Below are 13,640 nucleotides of genomic sequence, written 5' to 3' on the forward strand. Positions count from 1 at the left end.
CCGACTGGGCGCGGCGAGCCGCCGGCGCGCCGGCGCTGCCGGTCGTGCTGCTCGGTCATTCGGCGGGCGCGCAATTTCTCGACCGCGTCGCCGCGTACTCGCAGCCGGGCGCGGCGCGGATCGTGCTCGCCAATCCGGGTACGTGGGTGATGCCGAACTCGACTGCCGCGCCTTACGGTTTCGGCGGCCTTGGCTCGGCGCGCCGTCAAGAGGCGGCGCTGCGTGCGTATTTGGCGCAGCCCGTCACGGTGCTGCTCGGCATGGACGACGTGAAGGGCAACCGGCTCGCGCACGGTGTCGAAGCCGACGCGCAGGGCCCGACCCGCCTCGCGCGCGGGTTGCACGCATTTCAGACGGCACAGGCGGCGGCGCGCAGCCGTGGCTGGCCGTTCGGCTGGCGATTGCTCGAAGTGCGCGGCGTCGGCCACGACGTCGCGCGGATGTTCGCTTCCGACGAAGCGGTGCGCGCGGTCCAGAGCGCGCATCATCCGCTCGTGTGCGGCGATGGCCGGGCGGTGCCGGCCGGATCGGCCTGCTGACGGCTTGCGTCGCGCGGGCGTGCGTGGCGCAAGCCGCCGCTGCGCACCGGGGCACGAACGGCTCGCGATCCCATTCAATCAAGCGATTCGCGCTCACGCAGAGGCCGGGTAACGTGCCGTATTGAAACGCCGTGCTCGGTGCGGCGCCGACGTCATTCGGCGCGCCGGATGCCGAGCCGTCCGGCGCGATGGCGGAGATTCGGCTGTTCATCGACTGAACCTGCCGCGCACGGACGTTTGCGCGTCATGCGTTCGCGTCGGCGGGCTTGCGCCGACGGGCTGCGTCAAAACGCCCGAGATTCGCCGCACGCGTGTCGCGCACTGCGCGTGCGGCCATGCGTCGGCGCGCCGCCGGGCATGCATGGAGTCTGCTGCTTCGCACCAAATTTGACGCGTTCGGCCTGCGCATTCACCACAATTCAAAAAAATATCAGTTTGGTGTCTGATTTTGAGTGGCCGACCGGATGGACGGCGATTATCGTTCGCACTACACAACAAGACGAACGGCGCGGCGCACGCGCCGTGGTCTGGAGAATAGGAGGAGCGAGTGCAGCCCGATCTCGAAGTCGTCGGCGTGCGCCAGGGCGAATCGTTCAAGGCGTGGTCGCATGGCTACCCGTACCGCACCGTGCGGTGGCATTTTCATCCGGAGTACGAACTCCATCTGATCGTCGCGACGAGCGGGCAGATGTTCGTCGGTGATTACGTCGGCGCATTTGGTCCCGGCAATCTCGTGTTGATCGGCCCAAACCTGCCGCACAACTGGGTCAGCGACGTGCGCGAGGGCGAGACGATCGCCGAGCGCAATCTCGTTTTGCAATTCGACCAAGCGTTCGTCGCGCGCTGCGCGGACAGTTTCTCCGAATGGCGCCAGATCGACGCGCTGCTCGCCGATGCGCTGCGCGGCGTGCAGTTCGGCGCGCACACGAGCGCCGCGGTGGCGCCGCTGTTCGCGGAGTTGATCCATGCGCGCGGGTTGCGCCGCATCGTGCTGTTTTTGTCGATGATGCAACTGCTCATCGACGCAGGCGATCGCGAATGCCTGGCGAGCCCCGCGTATCAGGCCGACGCGTCGACGTTCGCGTCGACCCGCCTCAACCATGTGCTCGCGTATATCGGCAAGAACCTGTCGAGCGAGCTGCGCGAGGCGGACCTCGCGCGGCTTGCCGGACAGAGCGTCAGCGCGTTCTCGCATTACTTCCGGCGGCACACGGGGCTGGCGTTCGTCCAGTACGTGAACCGGATGCGGATCAATCTCGCGTGCCAGTTGTTGATGAACGGCGATGCGAGCATCACCGACATCTGCTTCAAAAGCGGCTTCAACAATTTGTCGAACTTCAATCGGCAATTTCTTGCGGAAAAGGGCATGCCGCCGTCGAAATTCCGCCGCTATCAGGCGCTGAACAATGCGAGCCGGGCCGCTTCGGAGGCCGCCGCGCAGCGCGGCGCGGGCACGAGCGGTGCGCCGCAGATCATACCGGCGGGCGAGGCGCGCGGCACGGCGGCACCGGCCGCCGACGAAGACTCGAGCCCCGCTCTTCGGTTGTCCGGCTGACGCGGGCTACCGGGCCGGCCTGCTGCAATGGCCTGTCGGAGCCGGCCGTTCAGCGCGGCCGGCCGAAAAGCCGGCAGGCTCGCTGGCGCAGCGACGTTCGCCAGCCGGGCCAAGCCGATTCCAGATGCAGCAAACGTGTTGCGGTGCGCCGTCGAGACGGCGCACGGGGCGCGCTCATCCGTAAAAAAACTTGGAGACGATCATGACCATGACTGCTTTATTCACGCCGGCTCGCGGCAACCTGGCCCTGCGCGCCTCGCGCGCCGCGGCGCTCGCCGGTGCGCTCGCATCGGCCGGCATGTGCGCCGCGAACGCGGCGCCGCTCAAGATCGGCATGACGTTCCAGGAACTCAACAACCCGTATTTCGTGACGATGCAAAAGGCGCTCAACGAGGCGGCCGCGTCGATCGGCGCGCAGGTGATCGTCACCGACGCGCATCATGACGTCAGCAAGCAGGTGAGCGACGTCGAGGACATGCTGCAAAAGAAGATCGACATCCTGCTGGTCAATCCGACCGATTCGACCGGGATTCAATCGGCCGTCGTCGCGGCGAAGAAAGCCGGCGCGGTGGTGGTCGCGGTGGACGCGAACGCGAGCGGCCCGGTCGATGCGTTCGTCGGTTCGAAGAATTTCGATGCGGGCGCCATGTCGTGCGACTACCTTGCCAAGGCGATCGGCGGCAGCGGCGACGTGGCGATCCTCGACGGCATCCCCGTCGTGCCGATTTTGGAGCGCGTGCGCGGCTGCCGTGCGGCGCTCGCGAAGTTTCCGAACGTGAGGATCGTCGACGTGCAGAACGGCAGGCAGGAGCGCGCGAGCGCGCTGTCGGTCACCGAGAACATGATCCAGGCGCGTCCGAAGCTCAAGGGCATCTTCAGCGTCAACGACGGCGGCGCGCTCGGCGCGCTGGCCGCGATCGACGCGTCCGGCCGCGACATCAAGCTCACGAGCGTCGACGGCGCGCCCGAAGCGATCGCCGCGATGCAAAAGCCGAATTCGAAGTTCATCGAAACGTCCGCGCAATTTCCGCGCGACCAGATCCGTCTGGCGATCGGCATCGGGCTGGCGAAGAAGTGGGGCACCAATGTGCCCAAGGCGATTCCGGTCGACGTGAAGCTGATCGACAAGGACAGCGCGAAGAGCTTCAGCTGGTGAGCGAAAGGCGCGCGTGACCGCGCCCGTGCGGGCGGCATGCGCGTGAACGAGGCGGCGATGGACACGACGATGAATACGAGCCTGGAACTGACGGGTATCACCAAGCGCTTTGCCGGTGTGGCGGCGCTCAAGGGGATCGATCTGCGCGTCGCGCGCGGCGAGATTCACGCGCTGTTGGGCGAGAACGGCGCGGGCAAATCGACGCTGATGAAGATTCTCTGCGGCATTCATCAGCCTGATGCGGGCACGATCGCGATCGACGACGAACGGCAAAATTTCGCGAGCTATCGCGATGCGATCGCTGCGGGCATCGGCATCGTGTTCCAGGAGTTCAGCCTGATTCCGGATCTGGATGCGGTCGACAACCTGTTTCTTGGCCGCGAATGGCGCGGCCGCCTTGGGCTGCGTGCGCGCGCGCCCATGCGCCGCGCGGCCGAGGCGATCTTCGCGCGGCTGCGCGTCGAGATCGATCTGTCGGCGCCGGTGCGCGAGCTGTCGGTCGCGCAGCAGCAGTTCGTCGAAATCGGCAAGGCGTTGGCGCTCGATGCGCGCATCCTGATCCTCGACGAGCCCACCGCGACGCTCACGCCCGCCGAGGCCGCGCATCTGTTCGACGTGATGCGCGAGCTTAAGCGTCAGGGCGTGGCGATGATCTTCATTTCGCACCATCTCGACGAGATTTTCGCCGTGTGCGACCGCGTCACCGTGCTGCGCGACGGGCAGTATGTCGGCACGACGCCGGTGGCGGGCGCCGATCTCGACACGCTCGTCGAGATGATGGTGGGCCGGCGCATCGAGCAGAGCTTTCCGCCGAAGCCGGCGCTCGAGCGGCGCGGCGCGCCGGTGCTCGAAGTCGATGCGTTGCAGTTGCGCGAGCATGGCCCCGTCAACCGTTTCGCATTGCATGCCGGCGAGATTCTCGGCTTTGCGGGGCTGGTCGGCTCGGGCCGCACATCGAGCGCGCTCGCGCTGATCGGCGCGAGGCCCGCGCATGTGCGGCGCATACGCGTAGAGGGCCGCCCGGTGCAGCTTGCCGATCCGGCAGGCGCGCTGTCGGCCGGCATCGGCCTGCTGCCCGAAAGCCGCAAGACCGAAGGGCTCGTCACCGCGTTCTCGATCCGGCACAACGTGTCGATCAACAACCTGCGCAAATACCGCCGCCTGCGGTGGTTCGTCGATGCGCGCGCCGAGACGCGCGCGACGCGCGAGCTGATGACGCAACTCGGCATCAAGGCCAATTCGCCGGACACGCGGGTCGATACGCTGTCCGGCGGCAACCAGCAGAAGGTCGTGATCGCGCGTTGGCTGAATCACCACACGCGGATTCTGATCCTGGACGAGCCGACGCGCGGCATCGATATCGGCGCGAAGGCCGAGATCTACCAGTTGATGCGCAAGCTGACCGCGTGCGGCTACGCGATCGTGCTGATTTCGAGCGAGTTGCCGGAGATCGTCGGGATGTGCGACCGGGTTGCGGTATTCCGGCAGGGCCGCATCGAGGCGATGCTCGAAGGTGACGCGCTCACGCCGAACAGGGTGATGACTTATGCGACTTCAGACGGACGTGGAGCGAATCATGAACATGCATGACCCGATCGACCCGCGGGCGACGCCGCCCGCCAATGCGCGCACCGCCGCGCCGGCGCAGCCCGCTGCGCCGGGCGTGCCGGGCGGCGCGCCGAATGCGTCCGCGGCGGGCGGGGGCGCGCCCGCGCGGGCGCGCCGCGCGTTCGCCGCGCTTAAGCGCTCGACGGTGTTTTATCCGCTCGTCGGGCTCGTCGCCGTCTGTATCGCGATGATGTTCGCGAGCGACGGCTTTCTGAGCGCGGCGAACCTCGAAAACGTGCTGCGGCAGGCGTCGATCAACGCGATCATCGGCGTCGGCATGACGTGCGTGATCCTGACGGGCGGCATCGACTTGTCGGTCGGCTCGGTGATGGCGCTGTCCGGCACGCTCGTCGCGGGCCTGTTGGCCGCCGGCGCGAATGGCGCGCTCGCGCTCGCGGCGGGCGTCGGCACGGCGCTCGCGTTCGGCGCGGCGAACGGCTTTTTCGTTGCGTTCGCGGCCATGCCGCCCATCATCGTCACGCTCGCGACGATGGGCATTGCGCGCGGCCTCGCGCTGATCTACACGGGCGGCTACCCGATCGACGGGTTGCCGGACTGGGTCCGCTTCTTCGGCAGCGGCAGCGTGCTCGGCGTGCAGACGCCGGTGTTCGTGATGCTCGTCGTCTACGCGCTGGCGTGGCTGTTGCTCGAACGGATGCCGTTCGGGCGCCATGTCTATGCGATCGGCGGCAACGAGTTGGCCACCCGCCTGTCCGGGGTGCGCGTCGCGCGCGTGAAGCTCGCGGTCTACACGCTCGCCGGGCTGACGTCCGCGCTTGCCGCGATCGTGCTGACCGGGCGGCTCATGAGCGGTCAGCCGAACGCGGGCGTCGGCTTCGAGCTGGACGCGATCGCGGCCGTCGTGATGGGCGGCACGTCGATCGCGGGCGCACGCGGTTCGATTCTCGGCACGCTGGTCGGCGCGCTGCTGCTCGGCGTGCTGAACAACGGGCTGAACATGGTCGGCGTGAATCCATACGTGCAGAACGTGATCAAGGGCGCCATCATCCTGCTCGCGATCTACATCGGCCGTGAGCGCGGCAAGTGACGACGGGCGGCGGCGCGACGGCCGGTGCGGCGTCACGATATCGCGCGGTGCGGCGGCAGCGAGCAGCGGCAGTGACGACAGCAGCGACCCGCCCGGCGCGGCGGCCATCCGCACGGTTCGCACGGTTCGCACGGCACGCGGCGGCGGCGGCGCGCCGCCACCGCGTGCTGCCGTCGCGCGCCGCGCCGCGCGAGCGCCGAACCGGCGATTGAACCGGCGATTGAACCGGCGATTGAACCGGCGATCGCGCGCGTTTGCGCAACCGCCCCGCAATGTTCCCTCGAACCCGGCCGGCATGAGCGGCCAAACCACGCACATCATGAAAAATCTCCACGACGAAACCCAGCAGATGACAGCGGTCGTCTGCCACGCCCCCGAAGACTACCGCGTCGAACGCGTGACGAAGCCGCGTGCCCGCGCGCGCGAGCTGGTGATCCGCATCGGCGCGTGCGGGATCTGCGCGAGCGACTGTAAATGCCACGCCGGCGCCAAGATGTTCTGGGGCGGCCCGAGCCCGTGGGTCAAGGCGCCCGTGATCCCCGGTCACGAATTTTTCGGCTATGTCGACGAACTGGGCGAAGGCGCGGCCGAGCACTTCGGCGTCGCGCTCGGCGAGCGCGTGATCGCCGAGCAGATCGTGCCGTGCGGCCAGTGCCGCTATTGCAAGCACGGCCAGTATTGGATGTGCGAGGTCCACAACATCTTCGGTTTCCAGCGCGAAGTCGCCGACGGCGGGATGGCCGAATACATGCGCATTCCGCCGACGGCGATCGTCCACAAGATTCCGGCCGGCATCTCGGTCGAGGACGCGGCAATCATCGAGCCGCTCGCGTGCGCGATCCACACCGTCAATCGCGGCGACATCCAGTTCGACGACGTCGTCGTGATCGCCGGCGCGGGACCGCTCGGGCTGATGATGACGCAAGTCGCGAAGCTGAGGACGCCCAAGCGGCTGATCGTGATCGATCTGGTGGACGAGCGGCTCGCGCTCGCGCGCGATTACGGCGCGGACGTGACGATCAACCCGGCGCGCGACGACGCGCTTTCGATCGTCCACGCTCTGACGGGGGGGTACGGCTGCGACGTCTATATCGAGACGACCGGCGTGCCCGCGGGCGTCACGCAGGGGCTCGCGCTGATCCGCAAGCTTGGCCGCTTCGTCGAGTTCTCGGTGTTCGGCAAGGACACGACGGCCGACTGGTCGATCATCGGCGATCGCAAGGAACTGGACGTGCGTGGCGCGCACCTTGGGCCCTATTGCTATCCTGTCGCGATCGATCTGCTGGCGCGCGGGCTCGTCACGTCCAACGGGATCGTCACGCACGGCTTTACGCTCGACGAGTGGGACGAGGCGATCCGGGTGGCGAACTCGCTCGACTCGATCAAGGTGCTGATGCGCCCGCGCGACTGACCGGCCGAACGAATCGTGGAGGAGACATGGAATGCGTGATCGGTGTCGATATCGGCACCCAGAGTACGAAGGCGCTCGTCGTCGGCGTGGACGGCACGATCGTCGCGCAGAGCGCGGCGGCGTATCGGCCCGATACGCCCAAACCGCTGTGGGCCGAGCAATGGCCCACCGTCTGGTTCGACGCGGTGCGCGACTGCCTCGCGCGCTGCGTGGCCGGCGCGCGCGAGGCGGGCATTGACGCGGCATCGATCAAGGCCGTCTGCGTGAGCAGCCTTTACGGCGGCGCCGGGATTCCGGTCGGCCGCGACATGCAGCCGCTCTTTCCGTGCCTGATCTGGATGGACCGGCGCGCGAGCGCGCAACTCGACTGGGTGCGCGCGCACGCCGACGTCGAGCGGCTGGGCGCGATCACCGGCAACGGCCTCGACAGCTACTACGGCTACGCGAAGATGCTGTGGCTGCGCGACGAGCGGCCCGACGTATGGGCGAAGATCCGCTATTTCGTGCCGCCGAACGCGTACATCATCTATCAACTGACCGGCGAACTGGCGCTCGATCACAGCTCGGCCGGCAACCTGGGCGGCGTCTACGATCTCGCGCGCCGCGGCTGGTCCGACGAAGCGCTCGACATGCTCGGGATTCCGGCGACGATGATGCCGCCGCGGCTCGTCGATTCCGACGAAGTGGTCGGCGGGCTGCTCGCGCACTGGGCGCGCGAATTCGGCCTCGCGGCCGGCACGCCGGTGGTCGCGGGCGGCGTGGACGCGGCGGTGGCGACGTTCGCGGCCGGCGCGACGCGGCGCGGCCAGCACGTCGCGATGATCGGCACCAGCATGTGCTGGGGCTATATCGCCGGGGCCACCGATGCGCGGCGCGGGCTCGTCAGCATGCCGCACGTGTTCGACGGCGCACGCGATCTGTATGTGTTCGGCGGGGCGATCACGGCGGGCGCGTCGGTGTCGTGGTTTCGCGAGCAGTTTTGCCACGCGGAGCTAGAAGCCGCGCGCGCGGCCGCGCACGGCGACGCGCACCGCCTGCTCGAGGCCGCCGCCGCGCAGGTGCCGGCGGGCAGCGACGGCGTGCTGTTCCTGCCGTACCTGATGGGCGAGCGCAGTCCGGTGTGGGATGCGAAGGCGAGCGGGGCGTTCGTCGGCCTGTCGCTGTTCCATACGCGCGCGCATCTGTATCGCGCGGTGCTTGAAGGCGTCGCCTACGCGCTGCGGCACAACATCGAGGCGGGCGCGGCCGGCGCCGGCGAGCTCGACGACCGGCTCGTCGTGGTCGGCGGCGCGGCGCATTCCGACCTGTGGATGCAGATCATCGCCGACATCACGGGCTATGCGGTATGGACGATCGCCGAGGAAGTGGAAGCGGCGATGGGCGCGGCGCTGCTCGCCGCGCTCGGCGTGGGGCTGATCACGCGCGATGCGGCCCGGCGCGGCTGGGTCACGCTCACCGAGCGGGCGCAGCCCGACGCGCGCCACGCCGCGCTCCATGATGCGCGTTTCGCGCTGTATGCGGGACTGTATCCGGCGCTCAAGCCGGTCATGCACGGGCTGCACGCACGATGAACATCGATTTCGATTTCAGGCACCGCACGGTGCTGGTGACGGGCGCCACCAGCGGGATCGGCCGCGCGACGGCCGTGGCGCTGCGCGAGCATGGCGCGCGCGTGGTGGCCGCGGCGCGCAACGCGCGCGAACTCGAGCGGCTTGCTGACGAGGCGGGGTGCGAGCCGCTCGCGATCGATGTCGGCGATCCGGCGTCGATCGACGCGGCGATCGGCCCTGGCGGCCGGTTGCGTGATTCGTTCGACGGCCTCGTCAATTGCGCGGGCGTCACGCACGTCGCCGCGGCGCTCGACACGCAGTGGGCCGATTTCGACCGTGTGATGGCCGTCAACGCGCGCGGCGCGATGCTCGTCGCGCGGCACGTCGCGCGCGGGATGATCGATGCGGGGCACGGCGGCGCCATCGTCAACGTATCGAGCCAGGCGGCGCTTGTCGCGTTGCCGTCGCATCTGAGCTATTGCGCATCGAAGGCAGCGCTCGACGCGGTGACGCGCGTGCTGTGCGTCGAGCTTGGCGCGCACGGGATTCGCGTGAACAGCGTCAACCCGACCGTCACGCTCACGCCGATGGCCGAGCGCGCGTGGAGCGATCCCGCATCGAGCGGGCCGATGCTCGCCGCCATTCCGCTTGGCCGTTTCGCGCGCGTCGGCGATGTCGTCGCGCCGATCCTGTTTTTGTTGAGCGACGCGGCAGCCATGGTGAACGGCGTGTCATTGCCGGTCGACGGCGGCTATACCGCGCGCTAGGCCCAAGCGCCGTCTGCGCGCGGGTCCGACGAGCCCGCGCACCGCCGGGGCGAACGGGCCGTGGCGGCATGGCCGGCGGCGGCCGGGCAGGCCTGCAGGGCGCCGCTGTCGACGCGGTGACGGCGGCCGAGTCGTTGCGCCCTGATCCGGGCCTTTTCGCCATCGCGGCTGCGTCACCGAGTGGACACGCGTATGGTGCGCATACCGGATCCAACGGACACTCAGGACATGAGCCGAACCCTGTCTTCATGCGCCGGCGCGCACCCGCATCGCGCGCCGCGCCGCACTCCCGCGCTCGCGCCGCGTGCACGTAGGATTCGGCCGCCACGCTTGCTCAGGTCTTGCTGAGCGGTTCAGCTTATCCGCCGCGCGGCGTTCGGATCTTCCCGCCAAGCCCCACCGCAAATCGCCGGTCGGGCTGCACCGCGGGGCCGCTATCGCGCCGGCACGCCACGCGGTGGCAAAGACGGATATTTCCATGCAAATCACGCGTTGCGAAAGGAGCTTGCACAGGTGACGTCGTGCATGCGTGCGCGACCGGCGCGGCCATGTGGTGGGCCGGCAATTCAACCGGATAGGTAAAAAAAACGTTTTGTCCGATTTTGATATTTTTGAGAAGCGAATGCCGCCATGGGAAAGAATTTGAATTTATTGACGCTGGAGCAGGCTCGGCGTGCCGGTGGAAGCTATGAGGAACGGGTAGCCAAGCAACAAATCAAGCAACAAATGGCGGCGAAATCCCTGCCAGCGTCCCCGAGCATGGTGCAAGCCCCGGTGGTTCACGATGATTTGCTGCAACTGACAGGTCATCGCAGGCAACGGTTTTTTCCCAAGCCGGAGTTCTCGTTCCGGCCGACCAAGGTCACCACCCATCCGCTTGCGGTTGGACTCAATGCGTTTTTATTTTTATCGCAAATGCGCATTGAAGGCGTCGATGCCGACCAGAATCTCGGCAATGACGAACACCGCGGCGAGGATGACGGGCCGTATACGTTGAGTAGCCGCGCGGGCCACACCCGCGGCGATAGGGTGCCGGACCGGGGGCCGATGTTTTCGGCGTACATGTTGCCAAGGAGAATCGTGCCGCGTGCCGCCGACGTGCGGGGCAACCCTATCAACCCGGTTCGGCAGACGACGAAAGTCACGCAAACGGCCGAGCCACGGCTTGAGCATTACATCGATAAGCCGTTGCATATTCCGGACATCATTCCCAGCCGGCGCAATGTCGCCGAGGACATTCTCAAAAAGCATCACCGGGACCCGGAGGCGATGGGCTCTCGAAAAATCGCCAATTTCATTCCCGAGGCATGGGTGTCCCAGGGGATTTGCAGGGATGGCCGCTCGCATTGCACTTACAGCAAAAAGTACGTCGATTTATATCTCGAGGAATATGGGCGGACGGTTTCGCCTTCCGGCGATATCGTCGGGCCGACGCTCACGAAGCAATTCGGCCTTCCCGATCTCAACGACGAGTTCGACGCGAAATTCCAGGAAGCGATGAGCACCTTGGCCCATACCCTCACGGATATCGTCGATACGGCATTGTCGAACTATGGCGTCGAGCCGGAGTCCGGGCGCGCGCAGGCCTATGAAGTCATCCGGCATGCGCTGAAACCGCGCGTGACCCTTTTGTCTCCGCTCAATCACGGATCGCAGGGATATATTCTCGCCACCGGGAAAGGCAACTTCTACATATCGTTTTCCAATAAGGAATTGGCGGTGGAGAAAATCCCGCTTGGTGGAAATTTGGAAGACGGTGGCAACGCGTCTCGATGGAATGCGTGGATTTCCAAGCATAAGCATCTGTTTTTTTCCGACGATGTGCGGATAGGCGACGGCTCCATGTTTCGGGTCCATGCGTTGGGGCGGGCGTCTGCTCCGGGAGCGGCTGTGACCGAGATCGTCAACAAATATCTGCTGGACCATTGGCGCGGCATATATGACGAAAAATACGGGGAGACCGAATTAGAAAATAATTCGATGGAAGGACGAAAACTGCTTCCGTTCGTCGGCGATATTTATGGCTTGGCGGATGCCGTCGTCAAGGAAAATGTCAATGAAGCGGTGTTTCACGTGGTCGGCGGAGTGGTCGACAATATCGGACCTCTCAAATCGGTCGGGAAAAAATTATTCAAATTGACGCCTTCGTTGGCCAAGAAAGTCTGGATAACTCATTTCAGGAAAGGGCGGGTTTTTCGCGGGCACGTTGAAAAAATCGACGGCGCCAGTTTTGCCAAGGCGGGCGTGCACGGGGGCAGCCAATTGGTTCGTCAGGGCGACGGTATGTCTTGGAAGCCCTCGATCCGCAAGCGGGGAAACGTTTATTGCGTAACGCGGGCCAGGCAGCGCGTCAAAAGAGGCGGCGACTGCTCCCGTGTGCTGCCGCGTACCAGACGCACGCACCGGCACCGCCAGGAGGCAGCGCCGAGCCATGCGGCGGAGCCTGCTTACAGAGATGAATCGAATCTGCTGGGCAGCGGCACGGCCGGCAAAGTCTATCAATTAGACGACGCCCACGTGATCAAGGAATATAAGAGGCCTTTGAGAGGAGGGAATGATGCGATCGTATTGCGGAACGCCGAAACCAGCAAGGAGGCGTTCAATCGGCTTTATGGCGAGAACGCCGCGTCGGTGATTTTGCAGGCTACCGATGATCCTGCCGTCAAAATCGTTACGCTGAAAATGAAAAAAATTCCCGGCGAATCGCTCGCCTCTATTTTACGGCGCAATGATTGGGCGCTGGCCGAGCAGATATGTGAAGAAGCGAGTAACAGGGATGTGGTGTCGGAACTGATCGATCAATTGAAATCGCATGGAATTTCTCATTGGGATATCAATCTCGCAAATATCCTGTATGACCACAATACGAAAAAATTCAATTTGATTGATTTTGATAGCGCGAGTCTCCGTCCGCCCGGAATGCCGCTGACCGAAGGGGAGACTATGAATATGCGAAGCAAGCTCAGGTTCGATCTCGACGACTTTCGGCGGTTGAGCCACATCGAATGACGCTCGTTTGACCGGCGTTCGCCGGTTTCAAAAACGCGAATGCGGGCGGTGTGCCGACAGCCGGCATGCCAAGGCCGGCCGCATGGAGGCTGCGGATGGCGCGGATTTCGCGCCAATGGCGGTAAAAAATGCCGGAAAAATATTCGTCGTGGCGCCGGCGCCGCCGAGCGTCGCGTGCAACGGCATGCGGGGCGCGCCCGCCAGCTCGCCCCGGAAACGACGAGCCTTTGGCGCGATGGCTTCACGCGGGCGTCCCTGAGATGATTAGGGTATTTATAAATAAAATTGAGAACGATTCGCGTTTACGTTAAATTAACCATCATCTCGTAAACGTCTGGAGAACTCATGGCCGAAGTGTTTGAACGGCCGATGCCGGCAACCTCATTGCCGATCGTCGATGCGTGCGCGACGCTGGCGTTCGACGTTCGCCCGCCGGCCGCGAAGCCCGCCGCCGCGTCAGTCCCGGCGCCGGCGCGCGGGCGCCGGGCCGCCCAGCGCGTGCACGGCGCGCTGGTCGACGTGCTGGTCGCGAACCGGCCGATGCTGGTCAAGCTCGCGCGCAGTTTCGTCGGCTGCGCGAGCCGCGCGGAAGACGTGGTTCACGACGTGCTGGTCAAGCTCGTCGATTTCCCGAACCAGGACGCAATCCGGCAGCCCGTCGCCTATGTGACCCGGATGGTGCGCAATGCGTCGATCGACGCGTGCCGCCGCCAGACGCTCGAGAACGTCTATCACGCGGACGAGGACGACGGCCTCGATGTGCCGTCGCCGGAGCTGTCGCCAGAGGCCGCGCTCGTCGTGCGCGACACGTTGCGCCGCGCCTGCGACGCGCTTGCGCAATTGCCCGCGCGCAGCCGCATCGCGTTCGAGATGGTCCGGCTGCGCAACGAGACGCTGCAGGCCACGGCGCGCGCGCTGAACGTGTCGCAGACGCTCGTGCATTTCATGGTGCGCGACGCCGAGCAGCACTGCGTCGCGTGCGTCGCCGCGTCCGAGC

10 protein-coding genes are annotated in these 13,640 nt (G+C 66.0%); all 10 read left to right on the forward strand.

The genetic code is table 11. From position 1 onward, the window contains the following. Positions 1 to 539, forward strand: a 539-nt coding sequence (locus BSIN_RS23600) for an alpha/beta fold hydrolase (protein WP_502213869.1), incomplete at its 5' end; no start/stop codon positions are given. Between the two features lie 547 nt (positions 540 to 1,086). After that, positions 1,087 to 2,094, forward strand: a complete 1,008-nt coding sequence (locus BSIN_RS23610; protein WP_089342220.1) for an AraC family transcriptional regulator — start codon at positions 1,087 to 1,089, stop codon at positions 2,092 to 2,094. A 202-nt stretch (positions 2,095 to 2,296) separates the two neighbouring features. Beyond that, positions 2,297 to 3,250, forward strand: coding sequence for a substrate-binding domain-containing protein (locus BSIN_RS23615; RefSeq protein WP_089342225.1), 954 nt, complete (start codon positions 2,297 to 2,299; stop codon positions 3,248 to 3,250). Between the two features lie 69 nt (positions 3,251 to 3,319). Next, positions 3,320 to 4,840, forward strand: a complete 1,521-nt coding sequence (locus BSIN_RS23620) for a sugar ABC transporter ATP-binding protein (protein ID WP_089342227.1) — start codon at positions 3,320 to 3,322, stop codon at positions 4,838 to 4,840. Continuing rightward, a complete protein-coding gene (locus BSIN_RS23625; protein WP_369828251.1) occupies positions 4,827 to 5,906 on the forward strand; it encodes an ABC transporter permease in 1,080 nt (359 codons plus the stop codon). The genes BSIN_RS23620 and BSIN_RS23625 overlap by 14 nt, the downstream gene beginning before the upstream one ends. Before the next feature lie 319 nt (positions 5,907 to 6,225). After that, complete coding sequence (locus BSIN_RS23630) at positions 6,226 to 7,317, forward strand: alcohol dehydrogenase catalytic domain-containing protein (protein ID WP_059518630.1); 1,092 nt, start codon at positions 6,226 to 6,228, stop codon at positions 7,315 to 7,317. Between the two features lie 26 nt (positions 7,318 to 7,343). Further along, complete coding sequence (locus tag BSIN_RS23635) at positions 7,344 to 8,888, forward strand: FGGY-family carbohydrate kinase (protein WP_089342221.1); 1,545 nt, start codon at positions 7,344 to 7,346, stop codon at positions 8,886 to 8,888. After that, positions 8,885 to 9,634 carry an SDR family oxidoreductase gene (locus BSIN_RS23640; RefSeq protein ID WP_089342222.1) on the forward strand — a complete coding sequence of 250 codons (750 nt, stop codon included), beginning with the start codon at positions 8,885 to 8,887 and terminating at the stop codon, positions 9,632 to 9,634. Before BSIN_RS23635 ends, BSIN_RS23640 begins: the two co-directional genes overlap by 4 nt. A gap of 630 nt (positions 9,635 to 10,264) precedes the next feature. After that, positions 10,265 to 12,643 (forward strand): OspG family effector kinase, encoded by a 2,379-nt coding sequence (locus BSIN_RS23645; RefSeq protein WP_089342223.1) that lies wholly within the window; start codon positions 10,265 to 10,267, stop codon positions 12,641 to 12,643. A 345-nt stretch (positions 12,644 to 12,988) separates the two neighbouring features. Beyond that, positions 12,989 to 13,640 (forward strand): RNA polymerase factor sigma-70 (locus BSIN_RS23650; protein ID WP_089342224.1); only part of this gene is annotated, 652 nt, incomplete at its 3' end.

This window comes from Burkholderia singularis, assembly GCF_900176645.1.
GTDB lineage: Bacteria > Pseudomonadota > Gammaproteobacteria > Burkholderiales > Burkholderiaceae > Burkholderia > Burkholderia singularis.

Bases quoted from the DNA above. Each gene is read 5' to 3' on its own strand.
- BSIN_RS23615 (WP_089342225.1), top strand. From the start codon at position 2,297: ATGACCATGACTGCTTTATTCACGCCGGCTCGCGGCAACCTGGCCCTG.
- BSIN_RS23620 (WP_089342227.1), top strand. From the start codon at position 3,320: ATGAATACGAGCCTGGAACTGACGGGTATCACCAAGCGCTTTGCCGGT.
- BSIN_RS23625 (WP_369828251.1), top strand. From the start codon at position 4,827: ATGAACATGCATGACCCGATCGACCCGCGGGCGACGCCGCCCGCCAAT.
- BSIN_RS23630 (WP_059518630.1), top strand. From the start codon at position 6,226: ATGAAAAATCTCCACGACGAAACCCAGCAGATGACAGCGGTCGTCTGC.
- BSIN_RS23635 (WP_089342221.1), top strand. From the start codon at position 7,344: ATGGAATGCGTGATCGGTGTCGATATCGGCACCCAGAGTACGAAGGCG.
- BSIN_RS23640 (WP_089342222.1), top strand. From the start codon at position 8,885: ATGAACATCGATTTCGATTTCAGGCACCGCACGGTGCTGGTGACGGGC.
- BSIN_RS23645 (WP_089342223.1), top strand. From the start codon at position 10,265: ATGGGAAAGAATTTGAATTTATTGACGCTGGAGCAGGCTCGGCGTGCC.